Here is an 18,957-nt window from a genome sequence, read left to right on the forward strand (position 1 = left end):
GAGAAGTTGGAGTGGGCAATGGTGTATTTATCCAAAAACGGCAAAAAGAGTAGGCAGAGAAAATCCAAGCAAAACAACACGTTAGACGGTATTATTAATTCGCTTGCCGCTTAAGGTTCTGTACATGAAGGCGAAATGTCCAGGGCCAGGCAAATTCACGATACTGATAGTGCTGACGTATCAGCGCTGCATGCTCACGGCGGGTATTTTCCCTCTGACCGTATTCTGCAAGAACGGTGATATCACGAATCCCGAGCTGTCTGGCGGTAAAATGCCGGACGCCGGAAGGAATATGATTCATATCGGTGAGGAAGGTGCCCAGAAAACGGACACATCCAATTTGCAGGGCAATGCCCAGACGGTTGTGATCACCTCTGCTTTTTCCGATAAATTCCTTGTCTGCTTCATCAAGATGAAAATATCGTGCCAGCTGAAGCTCATCCGGTTCACCGGTGAATCTGCCATAGCTTTCAGTCTGCTCAGTGGTCAGAAAGTCAACGGGCATATCGGCCTCCCTGCCTGACGGGCATTTAGTAATATTTTTGCAACCGTCCGAAATGTTATAAATTATCAGACATAGTAAAACGGCTTCGTTTGAGTGTCCATTAAATCGTCATTTTGGCATAATAGACACATCGTGTCTGATATTCGATTTAAGGTACATTTTATGCGAATTTTTGGTTATGCGCGGGTCTCAACCAGCCAGCAGTCCCTCGATATTCAGATCAGAGCGCTCAAAGATGCAGGGGTAAAAGCTAACCGCATCTTTACCGACAAGGCATCCGGCAGTTCAACAGATCGGGAAGGGCTGGATTTGCTGAGGATGAAGGTGGAGGAAGGTGATGTCATTCTGGTGAAGAAGCTCGACCGTCTTGGCCGCGACACCGCCGACATGATCCAACTGATAAAAGAGTTTGATGCTCAGGGTGTCGCGGTTCGGTTTATTGACGACGGGATCAGTACCGACGGTGATATGGGGCAAATGGTGGTCACCATCCTGTCGGCTGTGGCACAAGCTGAACGCCGGAGGATCCTAGAGCGCACGAATGAGGGCCGACAGGAAGCAAAGCTGAAAGGAATCAAATTTGGCCGCAGGCGTACCGTGGACAGGAACGTCGTGCTGACGCTTCATCAGAAGGGCACTGGTGCAACGGAAATTGCTCATCAGCTCAGTATTGCCCGCTCCACGGTTTATAAAATTCTTGAAGACGAAAGGGCCTCGTGATACGCCTATTTTTATAGGTGTCTGGACTCGTGGGATCATGTACCCATGCGTAGCTGGCCGCTCTTCAAGGCCAGACACGTTTTGCGTACACTGTTCCAATCCGACTCTTCACTGGCAACTCGATGACCCAGGCACTGCACAGCCAAGCCCGTACTACCCACCTGATCCGTGAGGAAATCAGGAACTCGACGCTCCCGCAGGCCGAACTGGCCAGGATGTACAACGTCACCCGCCAAACCATCCGAAAGTGGCAAAACCGCGAGTCTCCTGAAGACAAGTCGCATGCGCCGAACAAGATGTACACGACGCTCACGCCCGAGCAGGAGCTCATCGTGGTGGAGCTGCGCAAGACGTTGCTGCTGCCCACGGACGACCTGCTGGCGGTCACGCGCGAGTTCATCAATCCAGCCGTCTCGCGTGCCGGCCTGGGACGTTGCCTGCGCCGCCACGGTGTCTCGGATCTACGTAACCTGGTCGAGCAGGAAGGCACTGCGCCCGCCACGAAAAAGACCTTCAAGGACTACGAGCCGGGCTTTGTGCACATCGACATCAAGTACCTGCCGCAGATGCCCGACGAGACGGCAAGGCGCTATCTCTTCGTTGCCATCGACCGTGCTACGCGCTGGGTCTTCATCGAGCTCTATGCCGACCAGACCGATGGCAGCAGTGGCGACTTCCTCAACAAAGTCCAGCAAGCCTGTCCCGTCAAGATCGTCAAGCTTCTGACCGACAACGGCAGCCAGTTCACCGACCGCTTCACGGCTGGCGGCAAGAAGAAGGAACCCAGCGGCACACACGTGTTCGACCGCCTGTGCAAGCAGCTCGGCATCGAGCACCGGCTCATCCCGCCTCGTCATCCGCAGACCAACGGCATGGTGGAGCGCTTCAACGGTCGTATCAGCGACATCGTCAACCAGACCCGTTTTGGTTCAGCTGCCGAACTGGAATCGACGCTGCGCAATTACGTCAAGATCTACAACCACAGCATTCCGCAACGCGCGCTCCAACACAAAACACCCGTTCAGGCGCTCAAGGAATGGCATGAAAAACGCCCTGAATTGTTCAGGAAACGCGTGTATAACCAGCCGGGTCTTGACATATAGGTTAATGTCATGATAATAATGGTTTCTTAGACGTCAGGTGGCACTTTTCGGGGAAATGTGCGCGGAACCCCTATTTGTTTATTTTTCTAAATACATTCAAATATGTATCCGCTCATGAGACAATAACCCTGATAAATGCTTCAATAATATTGAAAAATGACTTGGTTGAGTACTCACCAGTCACAGAAAAGCATCTTACGGATGGCATGACAGTAAGAGAATTATGCAGTGCTGCCATAACCATGAGTGATAACACTGCGGCCAACTTACTTCTGACAACGATCGGAGGACCGAAGGAGCTAACCGCTTTTTTGCACAACATGGGGGATCATGTAACTCGCCTTGATCGTTGGGAACCGGAGCTGAATGAAGCCATACCAAACGACGAGCGTGACACCACGATGCCTGCAGCAATGGCAACAACGTTGCGCAAACTATTAACTGGCGAACTACTTACTCTAGCTTCCCGGCAACAATTAATAGACTGGATGGAGGCGGATAAAGTTACAGGACCACTTCTGCGCTCGGCCCTTCCGGCTGGCTGGTTTATTGCTGATAAATCTGGAGCCGGTGAGCGTGGGTCTCGCGGTATCATTGCAGCACTGGGGCCAGATGGTAAGCCCTCCCGTATCGTAGTTATCTACACGACGGGGAGTCAGGCAACTATGGATGAACGAAATAGACAGATCGCTGAGATAGGTGCCTCACTGATTAAGCATTGGTAACTGTCAGACCAAGTTTACTCATATATACTTTAGATTGATTTAAAACTTCATTTTTAATTTAAAAGGATCTAGGTGAAGATCCTTTTTGATAATCTCATGACCAAAATCCCTTAACGTGAGTTTTCGTTCCACTGAGCGTCAGACCCCTAATCCCAGCTGTAGCGGCCTGATTACATCCGGCCGCTACACCTAGCTCCACCTTCAAACAAGGAATATCGTTGATGTCACTGTATCGCCGTCTAGTTCTGCTGTCTTGTCTCTCATGGCCGCTGGCTGGCTTTTCTGCCACCGCGCTGACCAACCTCGTCGCGGAACCATTCGCTAAACTCGAACAGGACTTTGGCGGCTCCATCGGTGTGTACGCGATGGATACCGGCTCAGGCGCAACTGTAAGTTACCGCGCTGAGGAGCGCTTCCCACTGTGCAGCTCATTCAAGGGCTTTCTTGCTGCCGCTGTGCTGGCTCGCAGCCAGCAGCAGGCCGGCTTGCTGGACACACCCATCCGTTACGGCAAAAATGCGCTGGTTCCGTGGTCACCCATCTCGGAAAAATATCTGACAACAGGCATGACGGTGGCGGAGCTGTCCGCGGCCGCCGTGCAATACAGTGATAACGCCGCCGCCAATTTGTTGCTGAAGGAGTTGGGCGGCCCGGCCGGGCTGACGGCCTTCATGCGCTCTATCGGCGATACCACGTTCCGTCTGGACCGCTGGGAGCTGGAGCTGAACTCCGCCATCCCAGGCGATGCGCGCGATACCTCATCGCCGCGCGCCGTGACGGAAAGCTTACAAAAACTGACACTGGGCTCTGCACTGGCTGCGCCGCAGCGGCAGCAGTTTGTTGATTGGCTAAAGGGAAACACGACCGGCAACCACCGCATCCGCGCGGCGGTGCCGGCAGACTGGGCAGTCGGAGACAAAACCGGAACCTGCGGAGTGTATGGCACGGCAAATGACTATGCCGTCGTCTGGCCCACTGGGCGCGCACCTATTGTGTTGGCCGTCTACACCCGGGCGCCTAACAAGGATGACAAGCACAGCGAGGCCGTCATCGCCGCTGCGGCTAGACTCGCGCTCGAGGGATTGGGCGTCAACGGGCAGTAAGGCTCTGAAAATCATCTATTGGCCCACCACCGCCGCCCTTGCGGGCGGCATGGATTACCAACCACTGTCACATTTAGGCTAGGAGTCTGCGCGGCAGAGCCGTGTGACCGGTTTTCTGTAGAGCACTGACGATGGCGGCGGCGCTCTCTGCAATTGGCAAGGCGTCGGCGCCAAGGATACCAATCTTGCGGCGCGCGGCGTGTTATGACGACTGGGGTGCATTTGAGCCGCCCCATTTAACCTTCGCCCTCACAGATACGCCATTCGCCTCAGATTTAGCGCCATGCAGACGAGCTTCCACTCGGCTTGCACCTTGTCCAGGCCCCTCATGCTGAACTGACGCAATCCCATCACCGCCTTGATCCAACCATTCGGAGCCTCCACGATCGACTTGCGCCGGCGGTAAGCTGCATCGCCTTGCTCCGTTTTCAATTTCGCCGCAATCGCCGCCGTATGCGGATGGGTCTTGGCATTGACCTTGGCATCTTCACGTCCCTCGCGGCCGAGGGCAACGATGACATCGCCGTGGTGATCGGCGACCTTTGCCAGAACAGCCTCACTACGGAATCCCGCATCCGCCAGCGTCTGGGCCGGCATTTCTCCGGTGTTGGCCTGAACTGCTGCCAGCATGCCCAGCAGCGCCTGACTGTCCGCGGCGCAGTTGGTCAACTCCGCCGCCACGATGATCTGGTGCTCGGCATCGACCGCTGTGTACCCGTTGTAGCTCTGCTCGGAGCCACCACCGGCGTGTTTCATGATCCGGCTGTCCGGATCGGTGAAGCTTTCCTGATCACGGTCATCCGGCACACCAAACTCGCGTTTGTACGAGCCACCGCCCTTGTCCGAGCCATCCGGATGGCGAGGCCGGCGGCCATCGTCTTCGCTGCGCCCCCGGGCCTGGTCCGCTTCACGCTGGCGCGCTTCCAGGCGCGCCTTTGCCGCCTGGATCGCCTCCAGGCGCTTCTCGCGGCGAGAAATCTCGGCAGGAATGTCCAGCTCCGGCTCGTTACGCTCCTGGTCGTCGGTAGCCTTGGCGCGATCAAGCAGCGCCTTGATCTCGCAATGCAATTCGTCCTCGGCCGGCTTCATGCGCTTATAGCTCATCGCCTTGTGGTCGCCATGTTTGGCGGCTTCGTATTCAGGTTCTTTAGAGAGATCCTTTAGATCGCCGTTCCTCACTACTGCCGGGAAGTCTCCCCAGGGAGCACGTTCGGCCTTATGTTCGGTCATGGTTTCAATCCCGGTCAGCGTCCCATATAGCCCCGAAACCTGCCAGGTGGGCCAAGATAGACCAGGCACCATAAGCAATAGGGCTAGGGTTGGTTTTGCTCACCCAACGCCTGAAGGTTCGGGTTCCCTTTCCGCTGCCTCTCTCACCAGGCAAACCAACGAGATCAGCGACATCAACGCCACTGAGAGGCTTACTAAGCCCTTTTCGTTGCCTAATCAGCTCCAACACCTCTTTGATTTCATCGGCGGTTGGAGCCTGCCAATCTTCAGCGAACGGCCTAAGCGTTTCAGGTCTAATCATGCGATAAATCCTCAAATAGCCCCGGTCAATGCCGGGGCTTTTTTATCAATGGGTAACGGTCGCGGCGGCCTCCCGATACGCCTTCAGTTCAATCAAGAGCAAGCCAAGCTCCCGCATCTTCATGCGCGGCATATGAACGGGGCGGCGGGCCGTCAGAGCGTCGCCAATGTGTTTTGCAAGTGATACAATATCCGTATTCATCGCGTTTATCCTCAAATTGACCGGTGAAAGCCCCTGTGATTGGTTGCAGCCATACCAGGGGCACCATTTCTTTTTCTACCTATGCACCTCCTTTAAGAGCCCCGGCCATCACCGGGGCTTTCTGTTGCTAGTCTATTGCGGCCAAGATGGCCTCTTTTTCGTCATGCTCACAAGCCCAATCCCGCAAGCTGTGATACAGCCTTGAAAACCGCTCCTGGTCAGCGCCTTCTGTGTGAAATGACAGATGGCTATAGAGGTAGAGGCAAGCGGTAATCCCGGCAGCATCGGCGCTCATTTGGCCACTAAAGTAGTTCATGGCCTCGATGTTCAGCATTTCATCACGACGCCCAGGAGCCATATAAAAGCCGCCGTTCGACAGCTCCCACATAAGCCAATAAGCCCCGCGATACTCGCGGCAGAGCCCTTTCATTTGCTGGTAAAGCATCGACTCGAAAACCACATAGAAACGGCCTACATAGCGGGGCATTGCAGCCATACGGCGAGGGGTGGCGACCAGGGAGCAGATCAGGGGATTAAGTTCTGTTTGCATCATCGGAGTTCTCCGGTATTGACCGTGGCGGGTGCCCGGCCTTCTGAGATATATAATAGGCCATTTTGGCCTATTGTGTCAAGCGGGTACAATAAAAAATAGGCCAAATCGGCCTACTTTTTTTCTCTCCAACTGAGCCACATTTTATTCAGCTCCAGGCTGCGGGCTGGCCAATCTGGCAGATTCACCGCATGGGCGCGGTAGTTGATCCGAGTATTCAGAGTGCAACGGGGAAAGGGGTTGGCCACCTTGCAGTAACGATAAAACAGACCGACGAGGCGAGCACCGTAACGATCACGCTCCCAGGTCAAAACGTTGTGCATATGCTCGCGGCGTTCGCGTATCCATTCTCGATAGAGTTGGTGAAAGGTGCGGTTAGCTGTGTGGATCATCGGAGTTCTCCGGTATTGACCGTGGCGGGTGCCCGGTCTTCTTAATTAAGATTATAGGCCAAAATGGCCTACTATGGCAAGAAAAAGCGCGCTCTACGTTAAAAAAATCACGTAGTCGCGGGGGATTGCCGCCAAGATTTCGCATAGCGTCGCCTGATTTCGTACGTACGAAATGGGCCACCTGGTCGAGCTGCTGCCGATGCCTGGTGAGTTGGCCACCTGGTTGATTTCCTTCTGGCGTCCAGATCTGAACTTGGCCACCTGGTCGAGCTGCTGCCGGTGCCTGGTAAGTTGGCCACCTGGTTGATTTCCTTCTGGCGTCCAGATCTGAACTTGGCCACCCGGTCGAGCTGCTGCCGGTGCCTGGTAAGTTGGCCACCTGGTCGAACTGCTGCCGGATCTAAAGGTGGAATATTAAGCAGGTAGTGATAGACTGAGATCCAGCATGGCTATACGCCTGCTAACCCCTCAAAAGAAAGCAGCCTCTAGGGCTGCCATCCGTTACGAAATCTCACTCACTTTGAAATAGCCATCTAAACGGCTTTACACCTGGCCGCCTGAAGGGCAACCGCTGAGGCTTCGCCATTAGTAATAGGGGAGGGACTTGTCTCACTGTTTTGTTGAGGTGAAGGCTTGCCCAGGCGATACCATTTAGCCCGGCTCATGCCCATAGCTTCCCAGGGCTTTTGCCTGCTCAATGAGTTGGCTTCATAGGCTTCACGCTCAAGCTGGCCAGCGGCGCGGCGACGTTCTTCATCACGCAGTCTATCGCGCTCTCTGCGGCGCTTCTGAGCCTCGTCAGTGCTGATAATCGTCTTCAGTTGCTCTTGTTCTTGCTGTGAGATCTGGAATAGGTTGATCAGCGTGTCGTTTTTGGGCGTGTATAGCGGTGCAAACGACTTTCCGCCGAACTCGACACGTTCCCCAGCCTCATAGGATTTCGCCTTGCTGTAGAGCGTCATAAGCTCTTTGGAGCGGTAAGACCAACGAGTATCCAGCTCGGAGGAAAGAGCGGCGGCCTCATGGTACATCTGGGCGCTGTTTGTTGCCCCGGAGAGAAGGAGAAAGTTAAGACGCCAGAAAAGATGCCTCATTCGCTCGCCTTCGTTGATTCCACCTCTGAGCTGGCCCAACTTGCGTAGGTCTTCCAGGGGGAACCGCAGAATTCGGAAAAAATCGTACGCTAAGCTAAGGAAGGTCTGAAAAAGCCCCCGCTCGAGAAATGCATCCCAGCAACCATGCGGGTTACAGAGCGGTGATTTCGCGAAACATGGGCTTTTTCAGAGCTTCCTTAGCGTTACGATAAAGCTAGCATGGAAACGATAGGTGCAAGCAAGTTAAGGGTTGCATCGCGCATGTCAATCTAGGCTATACCTCAACTGGGCGTCAGTCGGCTCACTGGCATCGCGTCAGACTAGGGCCGCTTTCTGCATTATCTGACGCCTAAACGTCAAACTCTATGGCCTCAACCTGACAGGCCGCATGCTTAGCGTACGATTTTGTCCGTTTTCTCTACCGTCCCCATCCAGGGGCTGATCGGTCGCCAGCGCGACCAGAACCGGCTTGAGGTTATCATTCGTGCAGCGGACTCCTGATACTGTTCGTTCAATAGACGACTGCACAACAGCCTTCAAACCGCGTTGTCTGGTGCAGTCGTCTTCTGAAAATGACAAAAACCGCCCCTTGCGGCAACTGTCCAACAAACCACCGTTTGCTGAACACTTGCCGGGTTACGATGAAACACCAACAAATGCCGCTCACTGCCTGCCCTGCCACGCCTTCACGGCCTCGGCCTGCGCCTGTGCCGCATATCCTTCATCGAGACTGCCGAAGGTGTCCGCCGCTACCTCGTCCATTAGGGTCTGCAAGGCCGTGTCGGCACTATCCGCTTGCGCAACAAGTTGGGCCTGTCGGCGGGCTTCCATCGCTGCCTCGGCGGCTTGCAAGTCCTCTCGGTCTTGCAGTTCCTCCACGATGTTTTCGCGCCAAGTCGCATCACTGCCCGCCTCGTTGCATAGCTCGCTGAGACGCTGCGCGGCATCCTCTGAACGAGCAAAAAGCCGCGCACATCGCAGGATGCGGGCGGCTTCTTCCGGGTTGCCTCTGGCTTGGTCGAACAAGAGCATTTCGCCCACGGCGGCGAGGGCTTCAAGCTCAAGCTGCTTGTCGTCGCCGCTCATTTCGCGTGCGCCTTGTGCGCCTCAACGTAGGAGCGCAAAACAGCATTCATGCGCGACTGATAACGCTTGCCGGTGTGCTTGAAGAACTCCAACACTTCGGCATCAATGCGCAGCGTGATTTGCTTCTTGGTGTGGGGCAATTGCTCCGCTGCCTTCATCCAGACAGCATCAGGCAGATAGGGTGCATCGCTATAGTCGATCTGCTCATCCGGCATCGAGGCCACGGCATCCAGTCGCGCCTTCTGCTCGGCGCTCAACTGTGGCGGCTTCTTGAGGTCAAGAGTTCGCTTCACGATATTGCTTTCTTTCGTCGGCATTTGCTTTCCTCGCAGAGATAAGGCGGATGGTTTCCTCGTGTCGGACGGTGTAGACCACATACAGGACAGCCGAGTAGGCAAGCCCAATCGTTGCCCAACGATCTTCCCCGTAGTCCTCGCGTCCGTCGTAGGCTTCAACCCGCCCGGAGTCGTAAAAAACAAGCTCGGCATCCTCGAAGGAAACGCCGTGCTTTTTCAGGTTTCGTGCCGCTTTATCGGCGTCCCATTCAAGTTCCATTGTGTTCTTATTGTAGCGTCTTTTTGTAGTTACATCAAGTCTTATCGACTCATGCCGGGTGAGTTGTCGCGCTCGATCTTCTGCGCCTTGGCCTGCTCCTGCTGGCGTACAGGCTCGCGCCCTTCCAGCTTCTCCCACTGCTGGCGGTACTTCCCAAGCTCGGCGGCTTGCCGGTCGCCTGCGGCGCTGTAGGCATAGCGGGCGGTGCGCTGCGCGTAGTCGTTCCAGTCGCGCCCCTCGTCCTTCTGCCGGGTGGCCGGGGCGCACTGGCGGATAGCGCCCTCGATGGCGGCTTGATCGTGGCCGGTAACGCGCATCCGCACGGCAATCATGGAATCCACGCGGGACAAGTCCACCTCGCCGCCACGCTGCCGCTTGATCACGTCGCGGTAATGCCGCTGGTAAGCGTCGATCGCGCTGCCGCTGGCCGCTGCAAGCTCCAAGGCGGGCTTGGCTTTGCTGCGTTCTGGCTGCTGCGCCTTCAAGGCGGCCTGACGCTGATACTCGGCGTCGATCTGGCTGGACAGGGCCAGCGCCTTGACGCACTCGCGGCGCTCGGCCTTGAGCAAGCGCACTTCGGGATAGCTGCCGTCCTCGCGCTGGTGCTTGGGCTTGCGATTCTCGTAGCCGGGTGCGCGGTGCGGGTGGATGGCTCCCGATAGCTTCGGGTCGCCGTATTCACGGTTCAGGGCATCGCTCAGCCGGTTGCCCACGTCCTTGTCGTGGGCCGTCCCCAGCTTCGGCACGGTGATGATGGCCTGATAGTTGCCGGGGCTTGATTCCAGCACAACGGCGGGCCGGTAGCCGTCACGGATAAGCCGCTCCAGCTTCTCCCGGTTCATGTCGTCGATGAGGATGTGATGCTTCTTGTCCGATAGTGGCGTGTAGTAGAGGTTTTCGCCCCGGCGCTGTAGGCGCAGCATCTCCGGCGTGCGCTGCTCGATCTCCTGCGGCGTGAAGCCCCGCGTGATGCCGTCCTTCTTGTCGAGGATGAAGGTTTGCTTCCTTCCGTCTGCCTGCATCTTGATGGACGTTACCCGGTAGCGCTCCGCGCCTACCGCTTCCGCGTACAGCTCAAACTGCTTTAGCTGCTCCGATTTCATCGCCTGCGCCCTCTCCTGCTGTATCCGCTGCCGCTCCTGCTGGATGCGCTCCTGAAGCTCAGGATTCGTGATCTTGAAACCGTGCTCTGCTGCTAACTTCGCGCACATGGCCTTGTATTCGTCGTTCCCGGTTACGGTGAAGCTGCCCCACTTCTGCGCCGATAGCTGCAAGGCGGCAAGCGTGCTGTCCCGGTTGCGCCAGTCGTGAATATCGATGCTTTTTCCCTTGTCCACGAAAGACACACCCCCGCCCGCCCCCGCTTCTTCCTTCCGGCTGTAATGCACCTGCTGGCCCACGATTTCAGGCTGATAGGCGCGGATGTCTCGCGGCGTCGGCGGCTCGCCGCTCGCGCCCTCGATGCGCTGCGGCTCGCTGGCGCGGTGCCGCCACTGCTCGGCAAGCTCCGGGCTTTTCTGCATCCGCTGCCACTGCTCCAGGTCGGGATAGGGCCGGAACTGCTGCCGGTGCTGCTCGCGCTGCTTCTGGTGCTTCTCTTTCAAGGCTGCTTTCTCTGCGGCCTGCTCGGCGGCAATCACGCTGCGCATGGCGTTGAGCACTTCGCCCTTACCCTTCCAGTTGCCGCGCATGAGTTCATCGCGGCGGGCTTTCTGCTGCTCGGCAATCTGCTTGCGCTCCTGCTCCTGCCGCTTGTCCAGTGCCAGCTTGGCCGCGTTCTTTTCCGCGTAGTGCGCCTTGCGCCCGGTGATGTAATCCTTCCATCCCGGCACGTCTGGCTTGATCGGCTCTGGCTCGCGCTGTGCTACCTGCTGACGCTGCGGCGGCGGCTGGTAAGCTCCGAGTCGCTTTTGTAACTTGGATAGGCTCGCGTCCCGGTCTGCGCTGCTGGCCTTCACGCCAACATCACCGACAAAGAGCGTCGCCCCGCTGCCTGTTTTCTCGTAGCGCATCCCCTTGGCTGCTAACTCGCGGTGCAACTGCTCCCACGTCTGCGCCTTTTTGATGATCGGTGCGCCGTCCTCAATGGCGATGCGTTCGGCGGATTTCTCCCCGGTGCGGTTTTCCATGTCGCGCTTCGGCTGGGCTGGCTGGCGCGGCTTGTCCTTGTCGATGTGCTCCCGGCCTAACTCACCATTCTCCAACACCTGATAACGCCCGTTCTGCTCACGCTGCCAGCCTTGTGCGTTCTCGATTCGTGCTATCGCCTTGTGCGCTGCCTCAATGTCGAAGCCGTTATTGATCTTCACCACCTTGAGCGTTTCAGGATGCACGCGGTTGATGGCAAGGTGCAGGTGCAAGTTGTCCGTGTCGGCGTGCAAACCATAGATGGCTTGATGGTCTTTAACACCTAGCTCATCCATGAAAATGCTTACCGCTTCTTCGACCTGCTCCGGGCTGGGCTGCTCGCCTTCTCGCCAACTCAGGACATAGTGATTGATCGTGTCCTTGCTTCGCACTGCCTCTTGTGACAAGGCAATCATTTCTGCCGTCTGGCTCTGTGGTTCATCGGTGATGAATCCACGCGCCCCGGCATGGATGCACTTCTCCTGCGAGTTCTCACGCTCCGGCTCGCGGATGTAGTCGGTTAGGCGAGAAACGCGAACCGCCTTGCTTGCTGCCTTCTGCGGGTTCTTAACCTTCTTGACGATCACGGCTCAGTTTCCCGATGTAGGCTTTCAGGGCCACAAGTGCCCCGGCTGTGTCCTTGTTGTAAATGCCTCCGCTTTCGTTGTGGATGTGCTTGAGCAATCCACCGATGCGCCGCAGCTCCTTGAGCATCACAGCGTCAGCGTTGGCAATGATCGGCCTGCCGAAGTAGCGGCGGCGGACAAGCTCGGACATGCTCAACCCGGCAAGGTCGGCATCCTCTTTCAAGCGGGCCTTCTCCGCTGCGGTCAGCCGTACATTGATAACGGCGTCCAGCGGTTCCGGCCCCTGCGTTTCAAATGGCATCGTGTCTCCTTCTCGCCGGGGCGGGGGGCGGGGTGTGTCTTGGACAGTAAGAAGCGAGAGCGCCGCACTGTCCGGGGTCAAGGGGATACCCCTTGCAGGATAAGCCAGACCGTGAGAAGCGAAGCGCCGAATGGGCAGGCGTCCGTTGGAACCACGTGGCGAAGCCATGTGTGTTACAACGGTCATCCTGTATTGCTCATCCGCTCTACTATCGTATCAGCAGTTTAGGTGCACGGGACGCACTTTGCAACAAGCACAAATGGCGCTATGCTGTCAACTCCGCAACAAGTAAGCAAAGGAGTTAGCACGATGAAGCATACGACAGAACAGCTAGAGGCTATCGCTGCAAAGCTGCGAGAGATGCCGCCAGTCGAGAAAAAGAAGCAAGAGCACAGCAAGCAAGATGCCGTGCGCATACTCTCGAAGGAAATCGCCTTGTTGCAAAAGCGTGGATACACGCTTGACCAGATTTCCGAGACGCTGCGCGGTGAAGGTCTGAGCATCGCAACTCCAACACTCAAGAGCTACTTGCAGAGAGCAAAGCCAGCGAAAAAAGCTCCGGTGCACGCACCGGGAGACACACCCCGCCCCCGCCCCGCCGTCAAGAAGCCTGCGGATACATCAAAGGCGACATTCACCCCGAAACCTGACAGCGACGACATTTAAGGAGTAAGCAACATGGCGAAAAGCATTTACCTGATCGGTGGCAGCAAGGGCGGCGTTGGCAAGTCGCTTGTCACGATGGCAACGGTTGATTACCTGCAAGAGCGCGGCGAAAGCGTCTTGCTGATTGAGTCTGACACCTCTAACCCGGACGTATGGAAAGCCTATAAAGAAAGCACGGAAACGGAGCTTATCAATCTGGATGAGGCGGACGGATGGATTCAGCTAGTGAACTTGTGCGATAGCAAGCCGGATAGCGTCGTGGTAATCAACACGGCAGCACGGAATAACAAGGGCGTGAGCGCCTACGGTGAAACACTGAATAGCACGCTTGAAGAACTCAAGCGGAAGCTGGTCACGCTGTGGGTGATTAACCGCCAACGGGATAGCCTCGAACTGCTCAAGGAATACATGGACGCAATTCCGAATGCGGATGTTCATGTGGTACGCAATGGACACTTCGGGGAAGAAAATAAGTTCGAGCTTTACAACGGCTCCAAGCTGCGCACGGCGGTAGAGGAACGCGGCGGGAAATCGGTGACATTCCCGGACATGGCCGACCGTGTGAGCGATGACATTTACAGCAAGCGCATGAGCATTGCGGTAGCACTCAAGGAATTGCCCATTGGCAACCGTGCGGAGCTTACGCGGTGGCGCAACGAGGCCAAAAAGGTATTGGAGGCCGTAGTCCATGAGTGACCTAGACGACAGCTTTGCAAAGCTGCTCGGCAGGCAACCTAGTGACGCGGAGCGGCAAAGTCTTTACCGGGTTCGGGATGCACTCGGCCTGAAAAACAATGATGCGCTGTGGCTGGTGCTCATGGCCTTGCAACACTACCAAGGCCAGTATGAGAAGTTCCCGCAAGCGATAGCACAAGCAGCCAAAGATACCTTGGTCAATTTCAAGGTAACGGCGGATGCAACCGTGAAAGCATCAGCGGAAGCAGCCAAGGCGGATTTGGCGCAAGCGGTAGCAGCAGCAGCGCAAGAGGTCGCGCACAACACATCAGCAAAGCAGATGTGGCAGTGGGCGGCGGGCTGCATCGCCGTGGCCTTCCTGTGCGTCGGCCTGTTCGGCTGGTACATGCACAGCAGCGGCAAGGATTCGGGCTATCAGGCCGGATACGGCGCCGGATACGGCGCGGGATACACCGAAGCCAAGGACGAGAAAGCGGCGGCGGCATGGGCCAACACGCCAGAGGGGCGCTTGGCCTACCGCTTCGCTCAAACGGGAAGCCTCGCCAGCTTGGCGAAGTGCGATAGGCCGGGGTGGTACGTCGAAAAAGGCGTGTGCTACGTCAAGCCCGCATCGGATGGCACCTACGGATGGAGGTTGCCATGAGAATCAAGATCAAAGGAGAAATCACGGCAGAACGCCTAGCGGAAGCACTGCACGCAGCAGCAGAAAAATACGAAGCTGTGAGGCCGGGGCACAAGGTCTATGGGGCCAATCTTTACCTCACGGCATTCGATGCGGATGGTCTGCCTTTCGATCTGGTAGACCATCGCGGCGAACCGCTTTCGATCACCATCGAGGCCAAGTCTGGCGAACTGGTAAAACCAGCACTCACAGCAGAGGGTGAAGCACGCCGACAGAAAGCCAAAGAGGAAGCACGAAGGCAAGCTGAAGAAGCGGAAGCTGAAGCACAGCGCAGACACAGGCAAACCTTAGACGAATACGAACAGGAGCGGCAAAAACGACGGAAAAAGGAAGCCGAAGCAAGAAAGCAATTTGAGGACGCGAACGCAATCACTGCCGAACTCTTGAAAACCATGCCGGAACGCTTCATCGACGAACTGAACAAAACCGTGCAAGGCGTTTGGGACGACCTCAAGCCAACCGAAACGCAAGGCAAGAAGAAGGGCCAGCCGAAAGCACTACCAGTCTTTTCCGTCCATGCGGACGGCCTGTTGCTCTCCGTCGAGACATGGAAGAACCCACGCCGGGTGCTCAATCCGCTTTGCACACTTCAGCACGGAAAAATAGCCCCATTCTGGATGCACGAAGCGTGGTTAGAAGCCATGTGTGGGATGCGAATAAAGATTCATCCGTACAAATAAAGTCTCATTCTTTGAAATAGAGTTTCATCCTAAAACAGAGGGCAAAGCCTCCTGCGGGACGGTGGCCACTTTCGGCCCTGCCGGTCGCCGTCCGTTCGTGCGGCGCTGCAAGTATCGCAGCACACCCAGCGTCATGCGGGCGTCGGCAAGGGCGCGGTGTGCGCCGTCTTCTGCCACGCCGCAGTCGGTCGCAGCCTCGATCAGCTTCAACCATCGCCAGCGGTCGCGGCTCCGGTCGTACTCTCCATGCCACTCGGCATACATCAGCATCGCGCAAGCGGTCGTCAACACTGGCGCGGTGATTCCGTGTATCTGATAGGTCTGCCGCAGCAAGCGCGCATCAAAAGCGACGTTGTAGGCAACGACGGTTCGGCCAGCAACGGCGGCGGCGTACTGCTCGGCCACCTCGGGCCAGCTCGGCGCACTGGCCACCATGGCGTCGGTGATTTTGTGAATCGCTGTCGCCTCGACCGGGATTGGCCGGGTCGGGCGTACCAGCGTGTCGAGGATCGGTGCGCCGGTCACGTCGAGTATGGTTATCTCGCAAATCTCGGCGTCATCACCGAGGCCGGTGGTTTCGGTGTCGAGCACAATGCAGCCTGCGGCGATCAGGTCTTTTGCCTGCGCTGCGACGTGCTGGCGACGGACTTGGGCACGCCCAGGCATCCAGCGCCACGGCACGCACTCGGCTGGGTTGTACACATCATAAGCCCCCTGACCTTGCCAGACACTGCCAGCGGGCTTGGTGTTTAGTCCCGGCATGAGGCGGAGGCGTTCCTTGAGGTGCTTACGGCATAGAAGCCCCTTGGCCTCTGCTTCGGTCGGGGTGAGGTGTTTTCGGGTTTTGGGCATACGCCCCCCTTGTTGGTGTCTCAGTCCCGGCGGTAGTGGGCGACGATTCAGACGCTCGAAAGTATGAGACTTTATTTTCACGATTCAGGCCGCGCCCAATGCCACGCGATCCTTTCAGAATGACACTTTACCCGCCTGCCAAGCCTGAGTCTTTCAAAACAGTCCTGAAAATTGGCGTAGCTTAGGATGGGACTTTATTTGCATCCCACAGCTTCGCTGTCTGCGGCCTCTCTCGCCCACCATGCAGGCCGGGCGGCTGCGGATGACAGCGCCCCCACGGCCCACAATGCAAGCTCCTGATCGCCCAGGTTCGCAGCCTGCACGATCACCGCCCCAAGCTGCCGCAACTCATCGGACAGCGCCTGAAATTCTGCGGCGCTTGGCATCACTCGCCCCCCTTCCCTTTCGGTGCCTTCGTGGCCTTCTCGGCGGCCTCGGCTTTGTCCTGCTGCCGTTGCAGCGCCTCAAGCTGCCCGGTAAGTCGTGCGGCCTGCTCGCGGGCCTCTGCTGCCACCTTGCGAGCCTCGTCACGCTCGGCCTGCGTCTGCCGGGTTTCCTGCGCTGCTGCGGCGCGGGCGGTGTCGTGGGCCTGTGCAGCCTTGGCGGCCTGCTGCTCGATCTGCTCGGCGCGGGCCTCTGCGCGGCTCACACGGTCGGCGCACGCCTCCAGCTTGGCGGCCAGCACGGCGGCCTGTTGTTCGGTGGCGGTGCGGCCCTGCTGTGCCTCGGCCAGTGCGGCGCGTAGGCGCTCAAGCTCGGCGGCCTGCTCGCTCACGCGCTCGGCCTGCGCCTCGATCTTGTGCCGGGCGGTTGCCACCTCCAGCCGGGCAGACTCTGCCGCCTGCTGCTCGCGCTCGATGCGCTGCTGCGCCTCGGCCAAGTCGGCGGCCTGCTGGGCGGCTTTGCCTGCCAGCGTGTCGCGCTCAGTGGTCAGCACGGCCACCTGCTCGGCCAGCTCGTCGCGTTCGCCTTCCAGCACCTCGCCAGCGGCGGCCAGTTCGGCGGCCTCCGCCTGCGCCTGCACCAGACGGCCCTCGATCTCGCCGCGTGCCCGCGATGCGGCCCGCTCGATCTCGGCGGCAATGGCAGCGGTCAGCGCCTGCGGCAGTTCCGGCGCAGCGGCTGCGGCCACCGGGCGGGCCTCGCGCCACGCGGTCAAGTGCTTGTGAATAGTGTTCGGGCTGCCGGTGTCGCCCAGCTTCTCCCGCACCGCCCGGATGGTCGGCTGCTGACCCTCGCCTGCCAGCGCATCAGCGACGGCGGCGACCTGCTCAAAAGTGATGCCCTGACGTGCCATGATCGTTGCTCCTTTCGTACCATATCAGCGTAAATCGTACCAATACAGATATGATACGCAATACAGATACGATATGCGAGCGGTTTTCGTAACGTACCGCTGCCCGGTCGGCTGCTCGTTTTTGGTGAAACACCGTGCTGACGCCTCGCCTTCGGCTCGTTGTCGGCCAGAAACGGGCCTACAGCGCGTTTTGAGAGGGTAAGAAAGGGGGCAGGACGAAGGGCGAAGACCGCTACCCTGCCCCCAGAGCCTCACGGCGGCGAGTGGCCTCCGGCGGCCCTGCCGGGGGCATCTTGCAAACACGATCAAGGCGACAGCCGTTTGACCGCATCCACAAATGACAATCTGAACAGGTGCATGGTCAGGTCGATGGCACCGCCGCCCTGCTCTTTCCGCGTGTCGTACCACTTCGGCCCGGTCGCCAGTAGCTCAACACCGCCGCCACCAATGGACACATTCAGCCGCACCGTAGCTTTGTCCTTGGGGTTTGGGGAGCAATGGAACCAAAAACCAACGTAAGCTCTGAATCCCACCGTAAAGGGGCTTTCCGATCTCCAGCTCACCCGCCAGGCATTACTCTCTGATCAGTGCCTCGATGATCGGGCAGATCGTTCCGCCGTCTCCCGCATCACATTGCTGCACCAGTTCGCCTAACAGTTGCTGCATGACGACCAAGTCGGCCATCTTCTGCTCGATCAACGCGAGCTTGCGTGCAGCCCGTGCTCGCGTTTCGGCACAGGCGCACGACTCATCCAGCGTCAGCAGTCCACCGACTTCCGAGAGCGTGAAACCCAGCGCCTGAGCCCGCTTGATGAAACGCAGTCGCTTCACCATGTCCACCGGATAGCGCCGATGGCCACCCAAGGGTTTGGCTGGTTCATCCAGCAGCCCGCGTCGCTGGTAGTAGCGGATCGTCTCGACGTTCACCCCGGCGGCGTCTGCCAGCTTGCCAATGGTCAGCTCTGTGGCCATCACTTTCTCCTTGATTCCGTACTTTGGTACGGAGTTTAGAATAGCACCTAGGCAATCAGGCTCAGGAGATGGGAATGGGGATGCAACTCACCGGGAAAGGCTCGCTGGTCGCGAGTTCGCTGACCGCCATCGGTGCGTCGGTGTGCTGTGTCGGGCCACTGGTGCTGTTGGCACTCGGTGTCGGCGGTACGTGGGTGGGCGCTCTGACCATGATGGGGTCGCTTCAGAATTCGGAAATTAAAGCACGTTAAGAGATCCGATACCCAGCAACTGCGCGGCTTTGCGCAAGCTGCCAACCCCTAGAAACAGCATTTTCGTGGTTCTCGAAACTCGGCTGTTTCAGCCGTGCAATATGAGAGTGGTTTTCGAGAAAGCAACATGCCATACCAGCACTAGCGCGGATCTTGTCGTTTTCAGAAGGCGACTGCACGAAATATCAGGAGTCGGCTGCACTGCCAGAACTGGCCGCCTGCAAGGCAGCGTAGAGAGCGGTTTTTCCTACCTTGAGGCGTGCGGCGGCCTCGCGGACATT

At 57.7% G+C, this 18,957-nt stretch carries 22 protein-coding genes and 3 pseudogenes; 9 read left to right on the plus strand and 16 right to left on the minus strand.

Annotated elements, in window-relative coordinates; all coding sequences use genetic code 11:
- Window positions 1–127 precede the first annotated feature (127 nt).
- Window positions 128–505 (minus strand): annotated as a pseudogene (locus C3418_RS18060) (DUF4158 domain-containing protein); the annotation flags it as partial.
- 162 nt (window positions 506–667) lie between these two features.
- Here C3418_RS18060 and C3418_RS18065 point away from each other — a divergent pair.
- The 4 genes from C3418_RS18065 to C3418_RS18080 all read left to right on the plus strand — a co-directional run bounded on the left by C3418_RS18065 (window position 668) and on the right by C3418_RS18080 (window position 4,156).
- Complete coding sequence (locus C3418_RS18065) at window positions 668–1,225, plus strand: recombinase family protein (protein WP_001217881.1); 558 nt, start codon at window positions 668–670, stop codon at window positions 1,223–1,225.
- 122 nt (window positions 1,226–1,347) lie between these two features.
- Complete coding sequence (locus C3418_RS18070) at window positions 1,348–2,328, plus strand: IS481-like element ISKpn27 family transposase (protein WP_013213985.1); 981 nt, start codon at window positions 1,348–1,350, stop codon at window positions 2,326–2,328.
- Between the two features lie 74 nt (window positions 2,329–2,402).
- Window positions 2,403–3,053 (plus strand): class A beta-lactamase, encoded by a 651-nt coding sequence (gene bla, locus C3418_RS18075; protein WP_045286946.1) that lies wholly within the window; start codon window positions 2,403–2,405, stop codon window positions 3,051–3,053.
- 221 nt (window positions 3,054–3,274) lie between these two features.
- Window positions 3,275–4,156: a carbapenem-hydrolyzing class A beta-lactamase KPC-2 gene (locus tag C3418_RS18080; RefSeq protein WP_004199234.1), complete on the plus strand. Its 882-nt coding sequence runs from the start codon at window positions 3,275–3,277 to the stop codon at window positions 4,154–4,156.
- Between the two features lie 249 nt (window positions 4,157–4,405).
- On the opposite strand, the pseudogene C3418_RS18085 reads toward C3418_RS18080, so the two are convergent.
- The 10 genes and pseudogenes from C3418_RS18085 to C3418_RS18135 all read right to left on the minus strand — a co-directional run.
- A pseudogene (locus C3418_RS18085) lies at window positions 4,406–5,269 on the minus strand (IS1182-like element ISKpn6 family transposase); the annotation flags it as partial.
- A 463-nt stretch (window positions 5,270–5,732) separates the two neighbouring features.
- Entirely contained in the window at window positions 5,733–5,888 is a 156-nt protein-coding gene (locus tag C3418_RS24430) for a hypothetical protein (RefSeq protein WP_013213988.1), read from the minus strand.
- A gap of 127 nt (window positions 5,889–6,015) precedes the next feature.
- On the minus strand, window positions 6,016–6,441 hold the full coding sequence (locus C3418_RS18095; RefSeq protein WP_013213989.1) for an antirestriction protein: 426 nt from the start codon (window positions 6,439–6,441) through the stop codon (window positions 6,016–6,018).
- Window positions 6,442–6,551: 110 nt separating this feature from the next.
- Window positions 6,552–6,830 (minus strand): hypothetical protein, encoded by a 279-nt coding sequence (locus tag C3418_RS18100; protein WP_013213990.1) that lies wholly within the window; start codon window positions 6,828–6,830, stop codon window positions 6,552–6,554.
- Between the two features lie 533 nt (window positions 6,831–7,363).
- Complete coding sequence (locus C3418_RS18105; protein WP_014343471.1) at window positions 7,364–7,924, minus strand: replication protein; 561 nt, start codon at window positions 7,922–7,924, stop codon at window positions 7,364–7,366.
- A 663-nt stretch (window positions 7,925–8,587) separates the two neighbouring features.
- Window positions 8,588–9,010 (minus strand): antitoxin MazE-like protein, encoded by a 423-nt coding sequence (locus tag C3418_RS18115; protein ID WP_015060223.1) that lies wholly within the window; start codon window positions 9,008–9,010, stop codon window positions 8,588–8,590.
- The gene (locus tag C3418_RS18120; protein WP_045286807.1) at window positions 9,007–9,327 is read right to left on the minus strand and encodes a BrnA antitoxin family protein; all 321 of its coding nucleotides are present in this window, start codon (window positions 9,325–9,327) and stop codon (window positions 9,007–9,009) included. Before C3418_RS18120 ends, C3418_RS18115 begins: the two co-directional genes overlap by 4 nt.
- Entirely contained in the window at window positions 9,287–9,565 is a 279-nt protein-coding gene (locus C3418_RS18125) for a BrnT family toxin (protein ID WP_015060221.1), read from the minus strand. The genes C3418_RS18120 and C3418_RS18125 overlap by 41 nt, the downstream gene beginning before the upstream one ends.
- A 41-nt stretch (window positions 9,566–9,606) precedes the next feature.
- Window positions 9,607–12,279 (minus strand): TraI/MobA(P) family conjugative relaxase, encoded by a 2,673-nt coding sequence (gene traI / locus C3418_RS18130; protein WP_033996285.1) that lies wholly within the window; start codon window positions 12,277–12,279, stop codon window positions 9,607–9,609.
- On the minus strand, window positions 12,260–12,580 hold the full coding sequence (locus C3418_RS18135) for a ribbon-helix-helix protein, CopG family (RefSeq protein WP_021029055.1): 321 nt from the start codon (window positions 12,578–12,580) through the stop codon (window positions 12,260–12,262). Before C3418_RS18135 ends, traI begins: the two co-directional genes overlap by 20 nt.
- Window positions 12,581–12,889: 309 nt before the next feature.
- On the opposite strand from C3418_RS18135, the gene C3418_RS18140 reads away from it, so the two are divergent.
- Genes C3418_RS18140 through C3418_RS18155 form a run of 4 tightly spaced genes read left to right on the plus strand, consistent with a single transcriptional unit; the run spans window position 12,890 to window position 15,304 of the window.
- Window positions 12,890–13,246, plus strand: coding sequence for a hypothetical protein (locus C3418_RS18140; protein WP_058656681.1), 357 nt, complete (start codon window positions 12,890–12,892; stop codon window positions 13,244–13,246).
- A 12-nt stretch (window positions 13,247–13,258) separates the two neighbouring features.
- Window positions 13,259–13,942: a mobilization protein gene (locus C3418_RS18145; RefSeq protein WP_015060218.1), complete on the plus strand. Its 684-nt coding sequence runs from the start codon at window positions 13,259–13,261 to the stop codon at window positions 13,940–13,942.
- Complete coding sequence (locus C3418_RS18150) at window positions 13,935–14,585, plus strand: DUF6753 family protein (RefSeq protein ID WP_015060217.1); 651 nt, start codon at window positions 13,935–13,937, stop codon at window positions 14,583–14,585. Before C3418_RS18145 ends, C3418_RS18150 begins: the two co-directional genes overlap by 8 nt.
- On the plus strand, window positions 14,582–15,304 hold the full coding sequence (locus C3418_RS18155) for a hypothetical protein (RefSeq protein ID WP_015060216.1): 723 nt from the start codon (window positions 14,582–14,584) through the stop codon (window positions 15,302–15,304). The genes C3418_RS18150 and C3418_RS18155 overlap by 4 nt, the downstream gene beginning before the upstream one ends.
- A 24-nt stretch (window positions 15,305–15,328) precedes the next feature.
- Here C3418_RS18155 and C3418_RS18160 read toward each other — a convergent pair whose 3' ends face one another.
- From C3418_RS18160 to merR, 4 genes are all read right to left on the minus strand, one after another.
- Entirely contained in the window at window positions 15,329–16,156 is an 828-nt protein-coding gene (locus C3418_RS18160) for a 3'-5' exonuclease (RefSeq protein ID WP_011270172.1), read from the minus strand.
- Between the two features lie 385 nt (window positions 16,157–16,541).
- The gene (locus C3418_RS18170) at window positions 16,542–17,453 is read right to left on the minus strand and encodes a DNA-binding protein (protein ID WP_033996289.1); all 912 of its coding nucleotides are present in this window, start codon (window positions 17,451–17,453) and stop codon (window positions 16,542–16,544) included.
- Between the two features lie 305 nt (window positions 17,454–17,758).
- Window positions 17,759–17,920, minus strand: coding sequence for a hypothetical protein (locus C3418_RS18175; protein ID WP_198046902.1), 162 nt, complete (start codon window positions 17,918–17,920; stop codon window positions 17,759–17,761).
- 106 nt (window positions 17,921–18,026) lie between these two features.
- Entirely contained in the window at window positions 18,027–18,425 is a 399-nt protein-coding gene (gene merR / locus C3418_RS18180; protein ID WP_003089120.1) for an Hg(II)-responsive transcriptional regulator, read from the minus strand.
- 74 nt (window positions 18,426–18,499) lie between these two features.
- Between merR and C3418_RS18185 the strand changes: the two genes are divergently transcribed.
- On the plus strand, window positions 18,500–18,676 hold the full coding sequence (locus C3418_RS18185) for a mercuric transporter MerT family protein (RefSeq protein ID WP_224873767.1): 177 nt from the start codon (window positions 18,500–18,502) through the stop codon (window positions 18,674–18,676).
- Between the two features lie 185 nt (window positions 18,677–18,861).
- Here the strand turns inward: C3418_RS18185 and C3418_RS18190 are convergent.
- Window positions 18,862–18,957: pseudogene (locus tag C3418_RS18190) on the minus strand (recombinase family protein); the annotation flags it as partial.

Source organism: Aeromonas sp. ASNIH8 (genome assembly GCF_002919855.1).
In the GTDB taxonomy this organism is placed as follows: Bacteria; Pseudomonadota; Gammaproteobacteria; order Enterobacterales; family Aeromonadaceae; genus Aeromonas; species Aeromonas caviae.